Genomic DNA, 22,685 nt, shown 5'->3' on the forward strand with positions numbered 1-22,685 from the left:
TGGCGCGGTGAGCCGTTCAGCCCTGGCTGCGCAGAAAGGCCTCCAGCGCCTGGGGCGGCAGCGGGCGGCTGAAATGGTAGCCCTGGGCTTCATCGCAGCCCTGCTCGCGCAGGAACTGCAGCTGCGCCTCCGTTTCCACGCCTTCGGCCGTGGTCTGCATGCCCAGGGCCTGGGCCATGCGGATGATGGCGCTGACTATGGCGCGGTCATTGCTGTCGTGGTCCAGGTCCTGGATGAAGGACTGGTCGATCTTGAGTTTGTAGATCTGAAAGCGCTTGAGCTGGCTCAGGGATGAATAGCCGGTGCCGAAGTCATCCATGGCCAGGCGCACGCCATGCTCGCGCAGCCGGTCCATGGTGGCCGTGGCCTGGCGCGGATCATGGATGGCCACGCCCTCGGTCAGCTCCAGCTCCAGAGAATCTGCCGGCAGGTCGCTGTCGAGCAGGATGCGGTTGATGATTTCGGGCAGTTGCTGCTGGTGGAACTGGATGGCCGACAGGTTCACGGCCACCTTCAGGTCCCGCAGCCCCGCATTGCGCCAGGCCTGCAGTTGCTGCATGGCGCTGCGCAGCACCCATTCGCCGATCTGCAGGATCTGGCCGCTGTCCTCGGCGACGGGGATGAACTCCGCGGGCGAGACCGAGCCCAGCTCGGGGTGCTCCCATCGCAGCAGTGCCTCCACGCTGCGCACGCGCCCGGTGCTCAGGGTGATCTGCGGCTGGTAGTGCAGATACAGCTGATTGCGCTCCAGCGCCCGCCGCAAGGCGTTCTCCAGCTGCAGGGCGCGCAGGGACTGGGCCTGCATCTGCGGAGTGAAGAAGCGGTAGGTGTTGCGGCCGGCCTGCTTGGCGTGGTACATGGCCGCGTCGGCGGCCTGTGTCAGCGAGTCGATGTCGTGGCCGTCGCGCGGGTACAGCGCGATGCCCATGGACGGCGCAATGGTCAGTTCGTGGCGGTCGATCTGGTAGGCCTGGCGCGACGCCTCCTGCAGCTTGCCTGCCACGCGGGCCGCACCCTGGGCATTGGCACCGGGCAGCAGCAGCACGAATTCGTCGCCGCCGATGCGGGCCACCGTATCGCGGTCACGCACCACGGCACGCAGGCGGCGGGCAATCTCCACCAGCAGGGCATCGCCCACGCGATGGCCCAGCGAATCATTGACATGCTTGAAATGGTCCAGGTCCAGGAACATCACGGCCAGTGGCGTGTCGTTGACCTTGGCCAGCTCGATGGCGCGGGCGCTGCGCTCGGCCAGCAGCGTGCGGTTGGGCAGGCCGGTGAGCGCGTCGTAGTGCGCCATCCAGTAGATGCGTTCCTGGTCCAGCTTGCGGTCGGCGATCTCGCGGTGCAGGTTCTCCACCGTGGCGCTGAGTTCGCGTGTGCGGTCGCGCACCTGCTGCTCCAGCAGTTCGTGGGCCTGGCTCAGGGCCTGCTGGGCGCGCAGACGGTCGTCGATGTCGCTGACGATCCAGATGGAGCCTTCGCGTGCATCGCCCGGATTGATGAGCCGGCCCGTCAGTTCACCCCAGAACAGGCTGCCATCCTTGCGGCGCAGGCGGCGCTGCGTGCGAAAGGACAGGCCCGCGCTCAGCGTGCGATAGGCCTCGCGCCCCAGGCTGCGCAGCTCGTCGCGGCTGGGGTGCAGGTGCTCGCTGTTGATGCCGACCAGCGCATGTTCGCCCGCGTAGCCGAAGATGTCGGCATAGCACTGGTTGCATCGGACGATGACGCGCTGGCGGATGAAGACGATGCCCACGCCGGCATTGTCGAGCAGTGCCTGCTGCTCGCGCAGGCTGCGCTGCAGCGACGCCGCCATCATCGAAGACGGACGTTCGAGTACAGGGTCGTACGCAATCGTCGGCGCGGACATGGCGAAGCGGTAGGGCGGTGGTAAAGGGATGAGGGGGAACTTACAAAGTGTAGCACTTGCGCGCAAAACAGCATTTTGTCGTTCCCTGGCGAGGGCAGGGCCTTGGTTTTCAGGTGCCGGTGGACTGTCGTTGCCGGCCCTTGGCCTGCGCATCGAGCTTGTGGGCCAATTCATAGAGCACGCCATGGCGCAGGGCGCCGTGCGTGACGCGCATGCGCTCGATGCCCAGGCTGGAGAAGATGCCCCGCATCACGCTCATGCCGCCGCCGATCATGGGGCGCAACTCTTCCTTGAGTCCGTCCATGTTCACACGGTCGACATGGCCTGCGCGCAGCAACTGCGCATGCAGCCAGTCCAGCCCTTGCCGCGTGATCCAGCCGGCCGTGCCCCCGGGCGCATGGGCCAGGACCTTGACAATGGCACCGGCCGTGCCCGAGGAGCCATAGGCATGGCTCCATTGCCCGGCAGCGAAAAGTCCTGCTTCGGGCGCAATGATGTCGGCCACGGCTGCTTCGGCCTGGGACAGGGCCTGGGCCGACAACTCGCCATCGGGGAAGTGGCGCAAGGCCCAGGTCACGCTGCCGAAGGCGAAGGAGCGTGCCTGCAGTACTTGCCGCTGCTGACCCAGGCACAGCTCGGTCGAGCGGCCGCCGATATCCACCACCAGCCTACGCTGGGCGCCGGGCGGCAGCAACTGGGCGACGCCGCGATAGATCAGGCGTGCTTCCTCCTCGCCGTCAATGACCTCGATGGGGCAGCCTAGGATGCGCTGGCCTTCGTCCAGGAAGATCTGGCGATTCGATGCCTCTCTCAGCGTCTGCGTGGCCACTGCACGTACGCGGTGGCGGGGCAAATCACCCAGCACCTGCGCATAGCGCTCCAGGCAGGCCCAGCCGCGCTGCATGGCCTCCAGGCTCAAGGCGCCCTGGGCGTCGAGGGCGCTGCCCAGGCGTATGGCTTCCTTGCGATGGCTGAGCAGCTGTACCTTTGCGCCGTCGCTGCGGGCCATGGCCAGCAGGCAGCTGTTGGAGCCAATGTCGATGGCGGCCAGGCGGCTTTCGGGGGGATTGGAAGAGGACATGCGCGAAAGGCGGACGACGGCACGGCTGCGGCAGGTTTGCAGCAGCCAACGGCATCCAGGGGAAGGCAGCTAGCTTAGCACCCCGGCGATGTCGCGTCGCTCTCGTGCCGGTGTGACTGGGTCATGACCTTTGCGTGACGGTTTCTGCGCCGTTGCTTGCGCCTGGCTTGGCTTGTATGACAGATGTCATGAACAGAGGAATGCATGTCATAAACATGTCACAAATCCGGGGCAGACTGCCCGAATCCCCGGCTAGCGGGGTGACTACCGGGTCCTGCCCAGGCCGGGCCCCTGCATCCATGCCCCAGACATTCACGCCGATTCCCGGTGGCGCCTCTGCCGCACCTGCCGAACCAGAACATGAACAGGGAGCGCGTGCCGTGCCCGAAGGGCCGGCTTCGCTGGGCATGGCCCGCCAGACAGCTCCCATACCCGTCTCTGCACCCCTGAATGTCCCGATGATGCCCCTGGCGAAAAGCCTCTCCACCGCCTTGTCGGAGCTGCAGGGCCAGGCCATTGCGGCTTCTGCCTCTGCTTCTTCTGCAAGGCTTCCCGCCCCCGGATACACTGGACTGCACGCCACAGCCGAAAGCGGTGAAGTGCAAGAGCAGCAGCAACAGTTTCTTGACCGTGACCATTGCATCCTGGCCTTCAATGAGCGCGTGCTGGACTGGGCCGTGCGTGAAGATGTGCCGCTGCTGGAGCGTTTGCGCTATCTGTGCATCGTCTCCTCGAATCTCGACGAATGGTTCGAGGTGCGTTGCGCCCCGCATGTGACGGCCGCCAAGGCCGGCGACGCCAAGGGCCTGTACACCCTGCAGAGCTTCCGCTCGCTGATGGACAAGGCGCATGAGCTGGTATTGCGCCAATACACGCTGTACAACCAGTCGCTGATTCCCGCCTTTGCGGGGCAGGGCATACGCGTGGTATCCCATGGCGAGCGCAGCAGCGCCCAGCGCAAATGGGTGCGCGATTACTTCCTGCGCGAAGTCCAGCCGCTGCTCATGCCCGTGGGCCTGGACCCCTCCCATCCATTCCCCCAGGTGGCCAACAAGGCGCTGAACTTCATCGTGCGCCTCAAAGGTGTCGATGCCTTTGGCCGTGCCAACGAGGTGGCCATCGTCAAGGTGCCGCGTGTCTTGCCGCGCCTGGTGCGCCTGCCCGAGAAGATCGCGGGCAAGCAGCGCCTGTTCGTGAGCATCTCCAGCATCGTGCGCGCCCATCTCGTCGAGTTGTTCCCGGGGCGTGAGGTGGCGGAGTTTGCGCAATTCCGTGTCACGCGCCATTCGGACCTGGCAGTGGATGAGGAAGACGTCAGCGACCTGCGCACGGCCCTGCGCCAGGGTCTGCACCATCGCCACTACGGCCAGGCGGTGAGGCTGGAGGTGTCCTTTGCCTGCTCGCCCATGCTGTCCGACCTGCTGCTGGGCCAGTTCGGCCTGCCGACCGAGGCACTGTTCCGCGTCAAGGGGCCCGTGAACCTGGTGCGCCAGTCGCAACTGGTGGATCTGGTCGATGACCCCGCGCTGCTGTTTCCGCCTTGGCGTCCGGCATGGCCGCGCCAGCTGCAGCCGGGCCGCTCGGTGATGGCCCAGATCCGCAAGCGTGATGTGCTGATCCACCAGCCCTTCGAGAGCTTCGACGGCGTGCTGGAGCTGCTGCGCGAAGCCGTCAATGACCCTGAGGTGCTGGCCATCAAGCAGACCATCTACCGCACGGGGTCGGACTCCGAGATCATGCAGCTGCTGGCCGAGGCGGTTCGCCGCGGCAAGGAAGTGCTGGCCGTGCTGGAACTCAAGGCCCGCTTTGACGAAGAGGCCAACATCAACTCCGCCGAGAAGCTGGAGGCCTTGGGCGCCCAGGTGGTCTACGGCGTGCTGGGCCTGAAGACGCACGCCAAGATGCTGCTGATTACCCGGCGCGAAAAGCGCAGCGGTCAGCTCAAGCGCTATGGGCACCTGTCCACCGGCAATTACAACGTGCGCACGGCGCGCCTGTACACGGACATCAGCCAACTGACCTGCGATGCACAGATCACGGCCGATATGGATGCCGTATTCAGCCACCTGTCCAGCCACAACCGCTTGCCCAAGCTGCACCAGCTTGTGATTGCACCGTTCCAGCTGCACGATCGCATGCTGGCGCTGATTGCCCAGGTGGGCGAGGCCGCACAGCGCGGCGAAGAGGCGCGGATTGTGCTGAAGATGAATGCGCTGACTGACGAACTGCTCATGCAGGCCCTGGTGCGTGCCGGTCAGCAGGGCGCACGCATCGATCTCATCGTGCGCAGCGCCTGCATGCTGCCGCCGCAGCGCAAGGGCTGGACGGACAACATCCGCGTGCGCTCCATCATCGGCCGCTTCCTGGAGCATTCGCGCGTCTTCTACTTCGCCTGGGGCAATCAGCAGGAGTTGCTGCTGTCCAGTGCGGACTGGATGAACCGCAACATGATGCGCCGGGTGGAGCTGGCCTGGCCTGTGCGCGATCCGGCGTTGCGCCAGCAGGTGATAGACGAATGTCTTGTCGCCAGCCTGCATGACAACCGCGACGCCTGGACGCTGGAAGCCAATGGCGCCTACCAGCGCGCACCCTATCCGACCACGGGCCTGGGGGCGCAGAACGCCTTGATGGAGCGTTACGGCCCTCGGGCCTGAGCCGCATATCCTGTCAGGGCGCCGTGCGCCTGCCCTGTGCAATCGAAAAGCCCCGCCAACGCATTGCGCTGGCAGGGTTTTTTGCTTGTCGCTGCGGCAGCCGGAGACGTTCGGCGTTCAGTGCAGATGCAACTGCAGCGTCCAGGGCGTCTTCTGCCAGGCCACGGCTTCGGTGCGCAGCAACTGGGCGGACTGGGGGTAGCTTCTGGTCCAGCCTTCCGGCACGGTCAGGTGAAAGACGCTGTCCGAGCGGTGCAGGCGCATGCCCTGCAGATCGGGATCGCGCCGGGCGTGGCACAGCTGCACGGCCAGGCGCAGCGCCAGCAATGGCCAGGCCACGGCCCGGTCCTCGATGGCAGCCTCGAGCTTGCGCAGCTTGCCCTGGTGGCCAAGCACCAGCTGTGTGATGCGTTCGCGCAGCTCCACGGGCCAGGTGGCAGCACTGCAGTGTTCGGTGATGTAGGCGCCGTGGCGGTGGTAGGCGCTCAGAGAGATGCGCATGCCGATCTCATGCAGGCTGGCAGCCGTGTCCAGTGCGTGCGTGGCCAGTGCATCGGGCGGCTGCTGCGCCTGTAGCGATTGCCAGGCCCAGCGTGCCACCTTGCGAACACGCAGAGCGTGGGATGTGTCAATGCCGAAGTCCTGTTGCAGCGCCGCGATCTCGGCGGCTTCGCGATCGGCAGGCGGCTCGTGTTCCAGCAGATCGTGCAGCACGCCCTGGCGCAGCGCGCCCTGTGCAACCTCCAGTTCGTCGATGCCCAGCAGGCCCAGGGCGGCCATCAGAATGCTCAGGCCGCCGGCGATGACGGCTCGCCGGTCTTCCTTGAGTCCGGCCAGGCGGATGCGGTCCACATGGCCGGCCTCCATCAGCTGCTCATGCAGCCAGCGCAGGCTGTCGGGCGTGATCAGCCCGCCGGAATATCCGTTGGCAGCCAGGATGTCGCCCACGGCGTTGGCCGTGCCTGACGATGCATAGGCGCAGTCCCAGGCGGTGGCTGGATAGGCCGATACGGTCTGGGTGAGGGCTGCCTGCGCCGCCTTGATGGCGGCCGAGAAGTGCGCGCGCGACAGCGTGCCCTCGCCAAAGAACTGCGTGCTCCAGGCCACGCTGCCTATGGGGTAGGAGGCCACCTGGCGCGCTTCGCCATGCTGGCCGATGATGACTTCGGTAGAGCGCCCGCCAATGTCCACCACCAGACGCCGTTGAGACGATGGCGGCAGCAGGCTGGAGACGCCGCGATAGATCAGCCGGGCCTCTTCCTCGCCCGAGATGACTTCGATGGGAAAGCCCAGCAGGGTGCTGCCTCGCGCGATGAAGACATCGCGGTTGCGGGCCTCGCGCAGGGTCTGTGTGGCCACGGCGCGGACCTGGTCGGCCGCAAAGCCGGCCAGCCGTTCACCAAAGCGTGCCAGGCAGTCCCAGCCGCGTTGCATGGCTTCGTCAGTCAGTTCATGGCGCTCGTTGAGCCCATTGCCCTGGCGCACGGTTTCCTTGAGGTATTCCACGCGCTCTATGCGCTGGTGGCTGCCGACGCGGCCTATTTCGAGGCGAAAGCTGTTGGACCCGAGGTCAACGGCAGCGAGCAGGGATTCTGGTGCCATGAAAGAAACGCCAATCAAGATTCGTCGAGCACGATTGCACAGCGATGTCCGAGGGGGGGCAGGGCTGCACCTGTCTGGTGCCTGCTCGTGCGACACACAAGACTAAGACGGAATTGTGACATCGCGATGACCGGGTTCTTACATGGGAAGTCCTGCTGTTTGTGACGCCTTTTTTCCATGTCACATCAATGTCACAAAGCCTTCTTACAGTCCAGCCATCGCATCTTTCAACCCCTAAGAGGTCTGTACATGAAGTTGTCTGTGATTCACATTCTGGTGGCTGGTGCTCTGTCTGCGGGCGGCGTGGGCCAGGCCCTGGCTCAGCAGGAAGCCACCGGCGCAGGCGCCAGCTTCCCGGCTCCGCTGTACTCCAAGTGGGCTGCGGACTACAACAAGGCCACCGGCGTGAAGATCAACTACCAGTCCGTGGGCTCCAGCGCCGGCATCAAGCAGATCGAAGCCAAGACCGTGGACTTCGGCGCCTCCGACGAGCCGCTCAAGGATGAAGAACTGGCCAAGAAGGGTCTGGTGCAATTTCCCACCGTGATCGGCGGCATCGTGCCCGTGGTCAACATCAAGGGCATCCAGCCCGGCCAGCTCAAGCTGACCGGCCAGGTGCTGGGCGACATCTACCTGGGCAAGATCAGCAAGTGGAATGACGAGGCCATCAAGGCCCTGAACCCGGGCGTGAACCTGCCTGACGCCACCATCGCTCCCGTGCGCCGCGCTGACGGCTCGGGCACCACCTTCGGCTTCACCAACTACTTGTCCAAGGTCAATGCCGAGTGGAAGGAAAAGGTTGGCGAAGGCAAGGCCGTGAACTGGCCCACGGGCGCAGGCGGCAAGGGCAACGAAGGCGTGGCCGCCTTCGTGGGTCGCCTGCCCAACTCCATCGGCTACGTCGAGTACGCCTACGTCAAGCAAAACAAGCTGACCTACACCCAGCTGCAGACCGCAGGCGGCACCTTCGTGTCCCCTGATGACGCCACCTTCAAGGCCGCTGCTGCTGGTGCCGACTGGGCCAAGAGCTTCTACCAGATCCTGACCAACCAGCCTGGCAAGGAGGCATGGCCCATCACCTCGGCCACCTTCATCATCATGCACAAGGCCCAGGACAAGCCTGCACAGGCCGCTGCCTCGCTGAAGTTCTTCGAGTGGGCCTACAAGTCCGGCGACAAGACCGCCACCGACCTGGACTACGTGCCCATGCCTGACGCCGTCAAGAACGTGATCTTCCAATCCTGGGGCCAGATCAAGGACACCTCCGGCACTGCCATTTCCCTGAAGTAAACCCTGAAAAGGGGACCATGGCGCACCGCCGGCAGGTGCATCATGGCTCCCCTGATCCCTTCACAAACCGCGAATAAAGGCGCCTCACGTGTCCACAACGTCGCCCTCGAACTCGCTGGCCGCCTCTGCACAGGCTTCCCAGCGACGCACACCTTCTCCGCTACGCCCCCCGATGCTGTCGGGGCGCGTGGCGGATCGCTTGTTTGGCGCTCTCGCGCGTCTGGCCGCGCTGCTGACGCTGGGCCTGCTGCTGGCCATCCTGGCCTCGCTGCTGGTCGGTGCCTGGCCCGCCATCTATGAATACGGCCTGAGTTTCCTCGGCCGCAGTGTCTGGGACCCCGTTCGCAACGAATTCGGCGGCCTGGTCATGATCTACGGCACGCTGGCCACCTCGGCCATCGCTTTGCTGATTGCGGTGCCCGTGAGCTTCGGCATCGCGCTGTTCCTCACCGAGCTGTCACCGGCCTGGCTCAAGCGCCCGCTGGGCACGGCCGTGGAGCTGCTGGCCGCCGTGCCCTCCATCGTCTACGGCATGTGGGGCCTGATGGTGTTCGGCCCCGTGCTGTCCACCTATGTGCAGCAGCCCCTGCAAAAGCTGTTCCAGGGCGTTCCCTATCTGGAGGCCTTCGTGTCCGGCCCGCCGGTGGGCATCGGCATCCTGTCGGCCGGCATCATCCTGGCCATCATGATCATTCCCTTCATCGCCTCCGTGATGCGCGATGTGTTCGAGGTCACTCCGGCCCTGCTCAAGGAGTCCGCCTATGGCCTGGGTTCCACGACCTGGGAAGTGGTCTGGAAGGTGGTTCTGCCCTACACCAAGACCGGCGTGCTCGGCGGCGTGATGCTGGGCCTGGGCCGTGCATTGGGCGAGACCATGGCCGTGACCTTCGTGATCGGCAACATGAACCAGCTCAACTCGCTGTCGGTCTTCGAGGCTGCCAACAGCATCACCTCGGCCCTGGCCAACGAGTTCGCCGAAGCGGGCGAGGGCTTGCACCAGGCTTCGCTGATCTATCTGGGTCTGGTGCTGTTCTTCATCACCTTCGTGGTGCTGGCTTGCTCCAAGGTCCTGCTCAACCGCCTGCAAAAGAATGAAGGAGCACGCTCGTGAGCAGCACCTCCACCAAGATGATCAATGCCGCCGAGCTGTCGCGCGTGCGCCAGGCCAAGTATGCCCAGCGCAAGCGTGTGAACCAGGTGGCGCTGACCCTGTCCCTGGCTGCCATGGCCTTCGGCGTGTTCTGGCTGATCTGGATTCTGTGGGAGACCATCACTCTGGGCATCGGCGGCCTGAGCCTGGCACTGTTCAGCGAGATGACGCCTCCGCCCAATGAGGCCGGTGGCATTGCCAACGCCATCTTCGGCTCGCTGATCATGGTGGCGCTGGCCACGTTCGTGGGCACGCCCATCGGCGTGATGGCCGGTGTCTACCTGGCTGAATACGATGCGCGTGGCTGGCTGGCCAATACCACACGCTTCGTCAACGACATCCTGCTGTCGGCGCCGTCCATCGTGATCGGCCTGTTCGTCTACACCGTGGTCGTGGCGCGCTTCAAGAGCTTTTCCGGCTATGCGGGCGTGGTGGCGCTGGCGCTGATCGTGATTCCCGTGGTCATCCGCACCACCGAGAACATGCTGGTGCTGGTGCCTGCCAGCCTGCGCGAAGCCGCCTACGCGCTGGGCACGCCCAAGTGGAAGGTCATCATCATGGTGACGCTGCGTGCAGCGCGCGCCGGCGTGATCACCGGCGTGCTGCTGGCCGTGGCCCGCATTGCCGGCGAGACCGCCCCGCTGCTGTTCACGGCGCTGAACAACCAGTTCTGGAATGCCGACCTGTCCAAGCCCATGGCCAGCCTGCCGGTGACCATCTTCAAGTTCGCGATGAGCCCTTACGAGAATTGGCAGCAACTGGCCTGGGCCGGTGTGTTCCTGATCACCGTGGCGGTGCTCGGTCTCAATATCCTGGCGCGTTTCCTGACACGCCAGAAGTAATGCAGCAACAAGCAATCAACCAGGACAAGGATTCCGCAATGACTGCGACCTCTTCCAGCGCGCTGACCTCTTCCAAGCTGACGGTGCGCGACCTGAACTTCTACTACGGCAAGTTCCACGCCTTGAAGGGCATCAACCTGGACATTCCCGAAAAGAAGGTCACGGCTTTCATCGGCCCGTCGGGCTGCGGCAAGTCCACGCTGCTGCGCACCTTCAACCGCATGTTCGAGCTGTATCCCGAGCAGCGCGCCGAAGGCCAGATCTTGCTGGACGGCGAGAACCTGCTGACCAGCAAGCAGGACGTGGCGCTGATCCGCGCCAAGGTCGGCATGGTGTTCCAGAAGCCCACGCCGTTTCCCATGTCCATCTATGACAACATCGCCTTCGGCGTGAAGCTGTTTGAAAACCTCAGCTCCTCCGACATGGACGACCGTGTGGAATGGGCACTGCGCAAGGCGGCCCTGTGGGGCGAGGTCAAGGACAAGCTGCAGCAAAGCGGCTCGGGCCTGTCCGGCGGCCAGCAGCAGCGCCTGTGCATTGCACGCGGCATTGCCATCAAGCCCGAAGTGCTGCTGCTCGACGAGCCCTGCTCGGCCCTGGACCCGATCTCCACGGCCAAGATCGAGGAGCTGATTGCCGAGCTGAAGAACGACTACACCGTCGTCATCGTCACGCACAACATGCAGCAGGCGGCCCGCTGCAGCGACTACACGGCCTACATGTACCTGGGCGACCTGGTGGAATTCGGAGACACCGAGCAGATGTTCTTCAAGCCCCAGCGCAAGGAAACGGAAGACTACATCACCGGCCGCTTCGGCTGAGCAGGAGCCATCGATGACCGAAAAACACCTTTCCAGCCAGTTCGACAGCGAACTCAACCGCGTCTCGGCGCGCGTCATGGAACTCGGCGGCCTGGTCGAGTCCCAGATCCGCCAGGCCGTCTATGCGCTGTCGCGCTTCAGCATCGAGGCCGTGGAGCAGGTCGATGCCGCAGAAAAGCGCGTCAATGCCATGGAAGTGGAGATCGACCACGAACTGTCGTCCATCATTGCCCGGCGCCAGCCCACGGCGCGCGATCTGCGCCTGCTGATCGCCTTCTCCAAGGCCACGGCCAACCTGGAGCGCATGGGCGACGAAGCGCACAAGATGGCGCGCATGGTCAAGTCCATCATCGAAAGCGGCGCCGCACGCTCCCTGCCCACGGGCGACCTGCGCACTGCGGCCGAGATGGCCTCGGGCCTGCTGCGCAAGACGCTGGACGCCTTTGCGCGGCTGGACACCAAGGCGGCCGTGGCCATCCTCAAGGAAGATGACCTGATCGACCAGGAGTTTGACGGCTTTGTGCGAAAGCTCATCACCTACATGATGGAAGACCCGCGCACCATCTCGGCCAGCCTGGACCTGCTGTTCCTGGCCAAGGCCATTGAGCGCATCGGTGACCACTCCAAGAATGTGGCCGAGCTGATCATCTATCTGGTGGAGGGCAAGGATGTCCGCCACCAGACCATGGATGCCATCGAGTCGGCAGTGCTGTAAGTGCCGGAGGCGAACAACGGATGAAGAAGATGCCCATGGTCCTTATCGTCGAGGACGAGCCCGCCATCGCGGAGCTGATCGCTGTCAACCTGCGGCACAACGGCTTCCAGCCGGTCTGGGCCGAGGACGGCGTGACCGCGCAGCGCGAGCTCGATGCCGTGCTGCCCGACGTGATCCTGCTCGACTGGATGCTGCCCGGTGCCAGCGGTCTTGCCCTGGCGCGCAAGTGGCGCGCCGACAGCCGCACCAAGGCCGTGCCCATCCTGATGCTCACGGCGCGCGGCGATGAGCCGGACAAGGTGGCGGGGCTCGATGCGGGTGCCGATGACTACATCACCAAGCCTTTCTCGACCCAGGAGCTGCTGGCGCGCATCCGTGCCGTGCTGCGGCGCCGCGCGCCCGAGCAGATCCAGGACAAGGTCAGCATCGGCGAGCTGGTGCTCGACGCCGCCGCGCACCGCGTGAGCTGGCAGGGCGACATGATCAAGGTGGGCCCCACCGAGTTCAAGCTGCTGCACTATCTGATGAAGCACCCCGAGCGTGTGCACAGCCGTGCCCAGTTGCTGGACAAAGTCTGGGGCGATCACGTCTTCATCGAGGAGCGCACGGTGGACGTCCACGTCAAGCGGCTGCGCGAGGCGCTGGGCATGGCCGGTGCATTGATCGAAACGGTGCGGGGCGCCGGCTACCGGCTCAGCGCGCAGGCGCTGGCCTGAGGCGGTCCTGCGTTCCAATGAATCCACGCATGGCCCCCGCAGGCCATGCCCGGGCGCCGCTGCCCCAGGCAGCGAATACAACGCAAAGAAGGCGCAAGTATGGGTTGGCGAGGTTTTCGCTTGTTGGCGTCCCAGATCGCGGGCGCATTGCTGGGATGGTGGCTGTGGGGCGCCATGGCGGCCTCCAGCCCTGGCATGGCGTCACAGGCCGTGGCGGCCCTGGCGGGTGCGTTGTGCGCGGGCTGGATCTGGTGGCTGGTGGACAGCTGGAACGCCATGCGCCTGCTGTCCTGGCTGCGCCAGTCGGAGCTGCGGGAGGCGCCTGAACTCAGCGGCATCTGGGGAGAAGCCAGCGTGCGCATGCGCCGCTGGCTGCGCCAGAGCGTGCAGCAGGTGCAGCAGGGCGACCAGCGGCTCAATGACATTCTTTCTGCCCTGCAGGCCAGTCCCAACGGCGTGGTCCTGCTGGATGCCGACGGCCGCATCGAATGGTGCAACCAGATCGCGGCGCGCCAGTTCGGCTTCGATGCCGAACGGGACCTGCTGCAAAGCATTGGCAACCTGGTGCGCGACCCCGAGTTCAGCGCCTATTTCGCCACCCAGGATTTCTCGCGCGATCTGGTCATGCAGGGCCGCGAAAGCACGGCCTCGCGCCCCGTCAAGCTGTCGGTGCAACTGTACGGCTATGGCGAAGGACGCAAGCTGCTGCTGGCGCGCGATGTGACCGCGGTGGAGCAGGCCGAGGCCATGCGCCGTGACTTCGTGGCCAACGTCTCGCATGAAATCCGCACGCCGCTGACCGTGCTCGTGGGCTTTGTCGAGACGCTGCAGAACCTGCCGCTGGAGCCCGAGGAACGCAACCGCTACCTGGGCCTGATGGCCCAGCAGGCCGAGCGCATGCAGCATCTGGTGGAAGACCTGCTGGCGCTGTCGCGCCTGGAGGGCAGTCCGCTGCCCAGCAGCAACGAATGGGTGCCCGTGGCCCAGCTCATGCAGCGCTGCGAAAACGAGGCGCGCGGCCTGTCGTCCATGCTGACGCGCAAGCAATCCCTGCCGCATGCGCTGAGCTTTCCGTCGGCCGAGATGCTGGCGCAGGCCGGCGAGGTGGCCGGCGCCAGCGCCGAACTGCAAAGCGCCTTCTCCAACCTGCTGGCCAACGCCATGCGCTACACACCGGCAGGCGGGCGCATCGACGTCACCTGGGAGACCTTGCCCGATGGATCGGCACGCTTTGCCGTGCAGGACTCCGGGCCAGGGATCGAGCCCAAGCACCTGGCGCGCCTGACGGAACGCTTTTACCGCGTGGACCGCAGCCGTTCGCGCGATACCGGCGGCACGGGCCTGGGCCTGGCCATCGTCAAGCATGTGCTGCAGCGCCATGGTGCCAAGCTGGGCATCACCAGCGCGCCGGGCCAGGGATCGGAGTTTTCGGTGACCTTTCCGGCCAGCCGGGTGCGCATTCCTGCGCCCGAGGCCCGTGACAGCAGCGACAGCCGGGGCAGCCGCGCCGCATAGCGCGCTCTGACGGATGGCCGCTACCCGCTCAGCGGTTTGTGGCCTTGCGTACGACCGCGCTGAACACCACTGCGGTCACCAGCAGCGCACAGGCGCTGCCGGCCCAGAAGGGGGCGGGCGTGCCCGGGTGCAGCCAGGCGGGCAGGACGCTGTCCGTGCCATAGGCCAGCCAGTATCCGCCGGCCAGACCGCCACCCCATAGCAGCAGGCAATAGATGACCAGTGGCGCCACGGTGATGCGGTAGCAGCGCAGCACGAAGATGCAGAAAGTCTGGATGGCGTCCGCCACATGGTAGGCAGCCACCCAGGCCAGCAGGCTGGCGGTGATGGCCACCACCTCGGGGTTGCCGCTGTAGATGCGGGCCAGGCCCTCGCGGGAAAGGAACAGTGCACAGGCCAGCACCAACCCGCCCATTGCCGCCAGTCGCCAGCCCATGGCGACCAGGCGCCGCGCCGTGACCTCGTCGCCGGCGCCGAGCCAGTAGCTGACCCGTGCGCTGGTGGCAATGGCCAGTGACAGAGGCACCATGTAGCACAGCGCTGCAAGGTTGGCGGCGATCTGGTGGCTGGCCGAGGCCAGCGTGCCCTGACGCGCCACGAACAAGGCCATCAGCGTGAACGATGTCACCTCCACCAAAATCGCCAGTCCCGCAGGAATGCCCAGGCGCGCGAACTGCGCCAGCTGGGGCCAGTCCGGCGGCTCCATGCGCTGCCACAGCGCCAGCGGTGCGTACAGGCGTTGGCTGCGCATCAAAGACAAGGCCAGCGCGACCATGGCGTAGTTCACGATCAGCGTGGCCCAGGCGCAGCCTTCGGCGCCCAAGGCCGGCAGGCCGGCTCCGCCAAAGGCCAGCCAGATGGACAAAGGGATCTTGATCAGCAGCGACACCAGCTGCAGCCAGGTCACCAGCAAGGGGTGGCCCAGCGCCTGGTTGAGCGTGCTGTAGATGCGAAACAGCAGGGCGGCCGGCAGGCTCCAGGCCAGCACCGAGAGATAGGCCCGCACCTGCACCTGCAGCGGCAGCGGAACATCGGCCCAGCGCAGCAGTGCATCGGGAAACAGCAGCACGCCCATGCCCACGGCGCAGGCCGCCAGCAGCATGTACATGGCCTGCCGCAGCGTGCGGCCTATGGCCTGGGGCTGTCCGGCGCCGCGGTGCTCGGCCCACAGCGGCAGCAGGGCCTGGAAGATGCCCATCAGCGAGACGTAGACGCTCACGAAGATGGCCGATCCCACGGACAGCGCCGCCAGCGCCTCCTCTGAATAGCGGCCCGCCACGATGGTGTCGGTCACGCCGAAGGCCATCACGGCCAACTGCCCGGCCAGCACGGTCAGGGCATGCTGGGCAATGGTGCGTCGCTCTGCGCTCAGGGGGGCGTGCGCTGGCAGGTTCATGGCTTGACCTGGACGGGCCTCGCCTCAGGCCTGCGTTTCAAGACCAGAAGGAAGTCCTTGCGGTCGGTGGGGCGTACCACGCGGGCCACGGTCTCCCAGGTGGCCTGCAGACGTGCGCTGTGAGGATCCAGCCAGGTTTCTTCCTCGGCCACCATCCAGTCGCAGCGCGCGGCACCGGCCATGCTCAGGCGCTGGGTATCGATGTCACCGTAGTAGCGCAGCGCGGCAATGTGGGCGCGCGGCAGGCCATAGGTTTGAACGCAGCTGCCGTCCCTGGGCAGTTCGGCCAGTACCAGGCGCATCTGTGGCTCGAAGCTGCGCGCATGGTCCATCAGCGGCAGCCACAGCGTCATCAGCAGCAGCCAGGCCAGCGTGGCGCCACTGGCGGGCAGCACCAGGCTCTTCCAGATGGCCGCACGGTTGCGCGAGGTGCGCCAGGCCACGAGCACACACCAGGCCAGGGTGGCAGCCACCGCCACGGCGAAGGACAGCACCGAGAATTCCGGCGTGAACTGCGGGGCCAGCCTTGCCACATTGGCGGCGGGCTTGGCGGGAATGCCGGTCTGCAGCGAAAGCCAGATCACCCAGATGGCAATGGCCGCGGCGCTGAAGAACAGCAGGGTGAACCAGTCGATCAGGGCGCTGATGCTGCGGCGCAGCGTGGGCAGGGCAAAGGCCGCCAGCGTGGCGATGGCGGGCAGGCCCAGCAGCAGGGCGCGGTCTGCTGGCAGCGTGCTCAACGAAGCGATCACCGGAATGATGGCAAACCACAGCGGCAGCGCCAGATGGGGATAGCGCCGGGGCGTGGCGATCTGGCGACGCCAGACCCACAGCGTCCACAGTGCCAGCGGCCAGGCGGGCCAGCTGAACCACAGCAGCAGCCTGACCAGGCTTTGCCATTCCTTGGCAGTGCCGCTGTCCACCACGCGCCAGGCCCACTGGTCCAGCCACCAGGACAGTGCGGCCGCCAAGATCGTCACCGCCAGCCACAGCACGGTCCACAGGCGTGATGCGCGTGGGGCGGGCGTGGCTTCGTCGCCCCAGGTGCGCGAGAAGAAAGCCATGGCGGTACCGCCCAGGCCGAACAGCGTGGCCACAGTCGGCGCGCCGCTCAGTGCCAGGCCGGGCAGGCCCAGCAGCAATGCCAGCGTGGCCGTGCGGCCGTGGTAGGGCATGGCGGCGGCGGCAAAGAACAGCAGGGCCGTGCAGCCCAGCTGGGTCATGTAGCTGGTGGTTTCGTGGGAGAGCTGGGCCAGTCCTAGGCAGGCCACCAGGGCCAGCAACCCTCCGTCGGCCATGGCGCGCGCATAGTCGGTAGGCTGGGCCTCACCGCCAAAGGCAAAGGCCACGGGGCGTGCGCCCGGTGTGCGCGCCAGGTAGTACACGCCCCACCAGGTGGCCGCCAGCGTGATCACCAGCATGGCGATGAAGGGCAGGCGTGCCGCCATCTCCGGGTGCAGCCAGGAAGGTGCTCCCTGCATGGCCAGCGCACCGAGCCAGTACGAGAGCAGGCCTTCGGATTCGGGCAGCAGCCCCGCCATGCGCGGTGCCAGCCAGGAGGTATGGCCCAGGGCCAGCTCCCGCATGTAGCCGAAGGCCTCCATGTCGGCCATGCGCCAGGGGCTGCGCCCCACATATCCGGGCACGACATAGGCCAGGCACAGCAGCAGCAGCGACCAGCGCGGCAGGCGGCGCACGGCGCTTTGGGCAACGATGGCAGGGGTGGGCTGGTTCACTCACAGGACTTTCTGCAACGGAGGGCGCAAGAATACGCGAAGCAAGGGCCTCGAAAAGAATGGGGCATGCCTGGCCGGCATGGATTGGCCGGACTGCGAAAAACAAAAGGGCAGCGCGGTTGCCCGTGCTGCCCTTCTGGCCGGAGAAGCAGGATTTACTTCTTGCCGAAACGGTTGCGGAAGCGCTCCACACGGCCGCCCATGTTGTCCACCGACTTTTGCGTGCCGGTGTAGAAGGGGTGCGACTCGGACGAGGTGTCCAGCTTGAACAGGGGGTAGTCCTTGCCTTCGAAGGTTTCGGTTTCCTTCGTGTTCACGCAGGAGCGGGTCACGAACTTGAAGCCGTTGGACAGGTCCACGAACAGCACTTCGCGGTAGTTGGGGTGGATGCCTTCTTTCATGATCTTTCCTTCTGATGCAAGTGCGGTAGCCGTGCCTGACCCGCTGCAACCTTTGTAGCGGTTCAAATCAAGCGTACTTTCCGCAAGAAAAAGCCCTGCATTATCGCATAGTGCTCAGTTCCGTGCCAAACCGGCAGGCCTGGGGCCCGTGTACGCCGCGCGCGGACGGATGATTTGCCGGGTGGCACGCTGCTCCAGCGCCTGCGCCAGCCACCCGGCGCAGCGGCCCAGCGCGAACAGGCCGAAGGCGCTGCCCGGCGGCAGCTGCAGATGCCGTCGCAGGGCCACCAGCGCGAAATCGACCGAAGGCGCCTGCCCCGTCAGCGCCATCACCTCCTTGGCCAGCATCGTTGCCGGGCCATGCGCCGGCAGCATGTCAAGCAGCAGGGCGGCACGCACGTCGCCATCAGGGTAGAGGTGGTGGCCGAAGCCGGGCAGGGATTCGCTGCGCGCCAGACGCTGGCGCAGGCGGGTGGCGATCTGCTGCTCGCCCACCTCGTCCCACAGCGCTTCCACGCGCGCGGTCGTGCCGCCGTGGCGCCCGCCTGTCAAGGCGGCAAGGCCTCCCACCACGGCAGCGCGCAGGCTTGCGCCCGTGGAGGCCACGCAGCGCGCCGTGAAGCCTGATGCGTTGAGTTCATGGTCGGCGCACAGCACCAGGGCCATGCGCACGAGGTCCGCGCCTGGCGCATCCAGCTTCCAGGCCCGTGCGCACTGCAGATGGATGGCGGCCTTGTCCGGCACGGTGCCCAGCAGGCAGGCAGCCAGCAGGCGCAACAGCGCACCGCAGCCTGCCGCCAGCCGTTCGGGTGATTGTTGCCAGGCCGCGGTGGCCGTGTCATCGCTGGCGACGGTGAACAGGGGCAGCAATGTGTTTTCGCACGGTTGGCCTGCCATGCGCTGCTGCAGGTCGGACAGCAAAGGCGCGGCCTCCACGGCGTTTGCAGCGAAGGCTGCCTGGGTCGGGCATTGCCACAGGAGGGCGGCTGTCTCCTCCAGCGTGCGGGTTCGCGCCCAGTGCACGGCGTCCTCGCCCCGGTAGTACAGGCGGCCCTTTTCTATCAATGTGATCGTGGACTCCAGTACCGGCAGGCCCCAGCTGAGCGCGGCCTGCGCCACTTCGCGCGGCTTGCGGCCCTGGCCGCGCTGGCGTGCGAGCTGCTCGACCTCTTCGCGCAGGTAGCGGCTTTGGCGCGGCGTGTCTGCGGCGTGGGCCTGCAGCAGGCCTCGGCTGACATAGGCGTACAGCGTGGCACGGCTCACGCCCAGCAGCGCGGTGGCCTCGGTGGAGTTCAGGTAGTCGGGCATGGGTCGATCATATGTTGATTAATTGAATCAATATTGACAATATTTGCCAGGAACCTATGGTGCGAGTTCCAAGCCTTGTTTCAGCTGCCAGGAGTGCTCCATGTCCCGTCTCCCTTTTCCCTGCGCTTTCGACCATTGCACCGGCCAGATCTGGGAGGCGCTGGATGGTGATCCGGTGGCGCTCCAACGTCTGGAGCAGCGAGGTCGTGGCTCCTTGGCCTCCGTGTTCCCGGTCTCCGATCTGGCGGCCGCCAGCCTGGGTGTGGCAGGCCTTTGCCTATCCGAGTTGATCGCGCAGCTCGACGCTGCAGCGCCGCGTGTGGTGGTGGATCGCAGGCTTGCCTCCTTGTGGTTTGGCCATAGCCTGCATCCGCAGGGCTGGGAGATGCCCGCGCTGTGGGATTCCGTGGCCGGCGACTACCGCACGGCGGACGGCTGGATTCGCCTGCATACCAATGCGCCCCATCACCGTGCAGCGGCACTGGCCGTTCTGGATGCGCCCGCCGAACGCGAGGCCGTGGCTGCCGCGGTCGAGCGCTGGGCAGCACAAGAACTGGAGTCGGCCGTTGTGGCGCAAGGCGGCTGTGCCGCAGCCATGCGCGGGCTGTCTGAATGGGCCGCGCACCCGCAGGGTCGCGCAGTGCAGCGGGAGCCCTTGCTGGCGTGGCAGATGCATCCACATCCGCATCCGCAATCGAGCCGGCATGCGGGTGCTTGGCAGCCATCGGCCAGGCGGCCGCTGCAGGGGCTGCGCGTGCTGGACCTGACGCGCATTCTGGCCGGCCCCGCTGCCACGCGATGGCTGGCGGGTCACGGCGCCGAGGTATTGCGCATCGATCCGCCGGGCTGGGAGGAGCCCGGCACGGTGCCCGAGGTCACGCTGGGCAAGCGCTGTGCCCGGCTGGATCTGCGGGCGCCACAGCATCGTGCCGTGTTCGAGCAACTGCTGGCCGGGGCCGATGTGCTGGTCCATGGCTACCGGGACGGCGCGCTGGAAGGCCTGGGATTCGGTGCCGCGTGGCGTCGGCAGGTGAATCCTTCGCTCATCGACGTGTCGCTCAATGCCTATGGCTGGAGCGGGCCCTGGCAGCAGCGGCGCGGTTTCGACAGTCTGGTGCAGATGAGCGCCGGCATTGCCGATGCGGGCATGCGTCAGCTGGGTCGCGACCGGCCCACGCCGTTGCCGCTGCAGGCGTTGGATCATGCAACGGGTTATCTGATGGCGGCCGCCGTGGTGATGGCGCTGGTGCGGCGCAGCCAGGGGCTGGGCGGCAGCACGGTGCAAGCCTCGCTGGCGCGCACGGCCCATCTCCTGGCGGGCCAGGGCGTCGGTGATCCGGACTCCTGCACACTGGCGCCGGTGGACCGTTGTGCGGATTTCGGCGCGGCCGTCGAGGCCACTTCCTGGGGGCCCGCGCGGCGCCTGCGGGCGCCGGTGGAGGTGGCGGGCGCCCCCATGCACTGGGAGCGTGCGGCTTGCGCCCTGGGTACGGCTGCCGCTGCATGGTGAGCTGAATGCAAAACGCCCCGCGTGAGCGAGGCGTTCGCAGAGGTGCCGTGGGCTGGATCTCTGAGATCAGCCGCCGCGGCGCATCATGTCGAAGAAGTCCACGTTGGTCTTGGTGGCCCGCATGTTCTTGATCATCAGCTCCATGGCCTCGATCTCGTCCATGTTGTACATGAACTGGCGCAGGATGCGCGTCTTCTGCAGGATCTCGGGAGCCAGCAGCAGTTCTTCGCGGCGCGTGCCGCTCTTGTTGAGTTCGATGGCGGGGAACACGCGCTTTTCGTAGAGGCGGCGGTTCAGGGCCAGTTCGCTGTTGCCCGTGCCCTTGAACTCTTCGAAGATCACTTCGTCCATGCGGCTGCCGGTATCGACCAGGGCCGTGGCGATGATGGTCAGCGAGCCGCCTTCTTCCACATTGCGCGCCGCGCCGAAAAAGCGCTTGGGGCGCTGCAGCGCGTTGGAGTCCACGCCGCCCGACAGCACCTTGCCCGACGAGGGCACGACGTTGTTGTAGGCGCGGGCCAGGCGGGTGATGGAGTCCAGCAGGATGACCACGTCCTTCTTGAGTTCGACCAGGCGCTTGGCGCGCTCGATCACCATCTCGGCCACGTGCACGTGGCGCGTGGCGGGCTCGTCGAAGGTGGAGGCGATGATCTCGCCCTTGACCGAGCGCTGCATCTCGGTCACTTCCTCGGGGCGCTCATCGACCAGCAGCACCATCAGGTGAACGTCGGGATGGTTGGCCGTGATGGCGTGGGCGATGCTCTGCATCATCATGGTCTTGCCGCTCTTGGGCGGCGCGACGATCAGCGCGCGCTGGCCGCGGCCGATGGGGGCGATGATGTCGATGATGCGGCCGGTGATGTTCTCCTCGCCCTTGATCTCGCGCTCCAGGCGCAGCTGCTGGGTGGGGAACAGGGGGGTCAGATTCTCGAACAGCACCTTGTGCTTGTTCTGCTCGGGCGAGCCGCCATTGACGGAGTCGAGCTTGGTCAGGGCAAAGTAGCGCTCGCCATCCTTGGGTGTGCGCACTTCGCCTTCGATCATGTCGCCGGTGTGCAGGTTGAAGCGGCGGACCTGGCTGGGCGAGATGTAGATGTCGTCGGTGCTGGCCGTGTAGCTGGTGTCGGGGCTGCGCAGGAAGCCGAAACCATCCGGCAGGATTTCCAGCACGCCGTCGGCGAACACTTGTTCCCCGGCCTTGGCGCGCTTTTTGATGATGGCGAACATCAACTCTTGCTTGCGCATGCGACCGACGTTTTCGATCTCAAGCGCTTCGGCCTGCTTCAGGACTTCAGACACGTGCAGTGCCTTGAGTTCATTAAGGTGCATGGAGAGACTCCAGAACGGAGTGGAAAGAAACCAGGGGGAGGCGTTGAGCCAAGCGAAACACTGTGGAAGTGGGCTGGCTTGCCTGAGGGTCTCAGCGCGGCCTTCGATGCATAAGGCCGGTGATGAAGGGCATTATGACAGGAAAAAATCCGCAGGTCATAGGGAAATTTGCGCTGGCGCAGGGTTTGTGCGCCAGTGTGATGCGGTGCAGCGGTCAGCGCCGGGCCGCATGTTTGGCTGCCCCGGTGTAGGGGGCAGCCAGGAGAATCAGGCCAGGTGCTGGTCCAGGAAAGCAGACAGCTGTGCCTTGTTGAGGGCGCCGACCTTGGTGGCGGCCAGCTGGCCGTCCTTGAACAGCATCAGCGTGGGGATGCCGCGGATGCCGAACTTGGCCGGGATCTCGCGGTTCTCGTCCACATTCATCTTGGCGATGGACAGCTTGTCCTTGTAGGTCTGGGCTGCTTCGTCGAGGATGGGGGCGATCATCTTGCAGGGACCGCACCATTCGGCCCAGTAATCGACCAGCACCGTGGAGCCGGGTTGCAAGACGTCAGCTTCAAAGCTTGCGTCGGAGATGTGTTTGATCAGTTCGCTGGCCATGGGTGATGTCCTTGATTTTTCGCAATGAGGAAGGCGCAGGAAAATCCGCACCGCGAAATGATTGTGACAGAAACCTATCACCTGCTGCACCGTATGGGCGGTAGCTGGATGCTATGACTGTCATAGCTGTTTACGGGGCGGCAGCAGGG

The 22,685-nt window shown here is 65.7% G+C and carries 18 protein-coding genes; 9 read left to right on the forward strand and 9 right to left on the reverse strand.

Annotated elements, in window-relative coordinates:
- Window positions 1-16 precede the first annotated feature (16 nt).
- Window positions 17-1,870, reverse strand: coding sequence for an EAL domain-containing protein (locus ACRSCF_RS08745; RefSeq protein WP_016451338.1), 1,854 nt, complete (start codon window positions 1,868-1,870; stop codon window positions 17-19).
- A 109-nt stretch (window positions 1,871-1,979) separates the two neighbouring features.
- A complete protein-coding gene (locus tag ACRSCF_RS08750; protein WP_016447465.1) occupies window positions 1,980-2,951 on the reverse strand; it encodes a Ppx/GppA family phosphatase in 972 nt (323 codons plus the stop codon).
- 209 nt (window positions 2,952-3,160) lie between these two features.
- Here ACRSCF_RS08750 and ppk1 point away from each other — a divergent pair, with 209 nt between their 5' ends.
- The gene (gene ppk1 / locus ACRSCF_RS08755; RefSeq protein ID WP_034365571.1) at window positions 3,161-5,605 is read left to right on the forward strand and encodes a polyphosphate kinase 1; all 2,445 of its coding nucleotides are present in this window, start codon (window positions 3,161-3,163) and stop codon (window positions 5,603-5,605) included.
- A gap of 117 nt (window positions 5,606-5,722) precedes the next feature.
- Here the strand turns inward: ppk1 and ACRSCF_RS08760 are convergent, their stop codons facing one another.
- Complete coding sequence (locus ACRSCF_RS08760) at window positions 5,723-7,207, reverse strand: Ppx/GppA family phosphatase (RefSeq protein WP_016451340.1); 1,485 nt, start codon at window positions 7,205-7,207, stop codon at window positions 5,723-5,725.
- Between the two features lie 249 nt (window positions 7,208-7,456).
- Here ACRSCF_RS08760 and pstS point away from each other — a divergent pair, with 249 nt between their 5' ends.
- The 7 genes from pstS (at window position 7,457) to phoR (ending at window position 14,256) form a co-directional block, all read left to right on the forward strand.
- A complete protein-coding gene (gene pstS, locus ACRSCF_RS08765) occupies window positions 7,457-8,497 on the forward strand; it encodes a phosphate ABC transporter substrate-binding protein PstS (RefSeq protein ID WP_016447462.1) in 1,041 nt (346 codons plus the stop codon).
- Between the two features lie 172 nt (window positions 8,498-8,669).
- The gene (pstC, locus tag ACRSCF_RS08770; protein ID WP_016447461.1) at window positions 8,670-9,608 is read left to right on the forward strand and encodes a phosphate ABC transporter permease subunit PstC; all 939 of its coding nucleotides are present in this window, start codon (window positions 8,670-8,672) and stop codon (window positions 9,606-9,608) included.
- A gap of 17 nt (window positions 9,609-9,625) precedes the next feature.
- Complete coding sequence (gene pstA / locus ACRSCF_RS08775) at window positions 9,626-10,489, forward strand: phosphate ABC transporter permease PstA (RefSeq protein ID WP_034347746.1); 864 nt, start codon at window positions 9,626-9,628, stop codon at window positions 10,487-10,489.
- A gap of 38 nt (window positions 10,490-10,527) precedes the next feature.
- Window positions 10,528-11,310 carry a phosphate ABC transporter ATP-binding protein PstB gene (gene pstB / locus ACRSCF_RS08780; RefSeq protein ID WP_016447459.1) on the forward strand — a complete coding sequence of 261 codons (783 nt, stop codon included), beginning with the start codon at window positions 10,528-10,530 and terminating at the stop codon, window positions 11,308-11,310.
- A gap of 13 nt (window positions 11,311-11,323) precedes the next feature.
- Window positions 11,324-12,025, forward strand: a complete 702-nt coding sequence (phoU, locus tag ACRSCF_RS08785) for a phosphate signaling complex protein PhoU (RefSeq protein WP_016447458.1) — start codon at window positions 11,324-11,326, stop codon at window positions 12,023-12,025.
- 20 nt (window positions 12,026-12,045) lie between these two features.
- A complete protein-coding gene (phoB, locus tag ACRSCF_RS08790; RefSeq protein WP_016447457.1) occupies window positions 12,046-12,741 on the forward strand; it encodes a phosphate regulon transcriptional regulator PhoB in 696 nt (231 codons plus the stop codon).
- A 120-nt stretch (window positions 12,742-12,861) separates the two neighbouring features.
- A complete protein-coding gene (gene phoR, locus ACRSCF_RS08795; protein ID WP_016447456.1) occupies window positions 12,862-14,256 on the forward strand; it encodes a phosphate regulon sensor histidine kinase PhoR in 1,395 nt (464 codons plus the stop codon).
- A gap of 28 nt (window positions 14,257-14,284) precedes the next feature.
- Here the strand turns inward: phoR and ACRSCF_RS08800 are convergent, their stop codons facing one another.
- The 4 genes from ACRSCF_RS08800 to ACRSCF_RS08815 form a co-directional block, all read right to left on the reverse strand.
- A complete protein-coding gene (locus ACRSCF_RS08800; RefSeq protein ID WP_244387930.1) occupies window positions 14,285-15,652 on the reverse strand; it encodes an MATE family efflux transporter in 1,368 nt (455 codons plus the stop codon).
- Window positions 15,649-17,388: a hypothetical protein gene (locus ACRSCF_RS08805; RefSeq protein WP_203400583.1), complete on the reverse strand. Its 1,740-nt coding sequence runs from the start codon at window positions 17,386-17,388 to the stop codon at window positions 15,649-15,651. The genes ACRSCF_RS08800 and ACRSCF_RS08805 overlap by 4 nt, the downstream gene beginning before the upstream one ends.
- 155 nt (window positions 17,389-17,543) lie before the next feature.
- On the reverse strand, window positions 17,544-17,789 hold the full coding sequence (locus ACRSCF_RS08810) for a type B 50S ribosomal protein L31 (protein WP_012206708.1): 246 nt from the start codon (window positions 17,787-17,789) through the stop codon (window positions 17,544-17,546).
- A 114-nt stretch (window positions 17,790-17,903) separates the two neighbouring features.
- Entirely contained in the window at window positions 17,904-19,097 is a 1,194-nt protein-coding gene (locus tag ACRSCF_RS08815; RefSeq protein ID WP_034365545.1) for a citrate synthase family protein, read from the reverse strand.
- A gap of 100 nt (window positions 19,098-19,197) precedes the next feature.
- On the opposite strand from ACRSCF_RS08815, the gene ACRSCF_RS08820 reads away from it, so the two are divergent.
- Window positions 19,198-20,607, forward strand: a complete 1,410-nt coding sequence (locus ACRSCF_RS08820; protein ID WP_244387931.1) for a CoA transferase — start codon at window positions 19,198-19,200, stop codon at window positions 20,605-20,607.
- 66 nt (window positions 20,608-20,673) lie between these two features.
- Here ACRSCF_RS08820 and rho read toward each other — a convergent pair whose 3' ends face one another.
- Together rho and trxA are read right to left on the reverse strand one after the other, a co-directional pair.
- On the reverse strand, window positions 20,674-21,936 hold the full coding sequence (gene rho / locus ACRSCF_RS08825) for a transcription termination factor Rho (protein WP_016447451.1): 1,263 nt from the start codon (window positions 21,934-21,936) through the stop codon (window positions 20,674-20,676).
- A 267-nt stretch (window positions 21,937-22,203) separates the two neighbouring features.
- Window positions 22,204-22,536, reverse strand: coding sequence for a thioredoxin TrxA (gene trxA / locus ACRSCF_RS08830; protein ID WP_016447450.1), 333 nt, complete (start codon window positions 22,534-22,536; stop codon window positions 22,204-22,206).
- Window positions 22,537-22,685: the final 149 nt, after the last annotated feature.

It is taken from the genome of Delftia sp. 11MD, from assembly GCF_050907895.1.
Classification (GTDB): Bacteria; Pseudomonadota; Gammaproteobacteria; order Burkholderiales; family Burkholderiaceae_C; genus Comamonas; species Comamonas tsuruhatensis.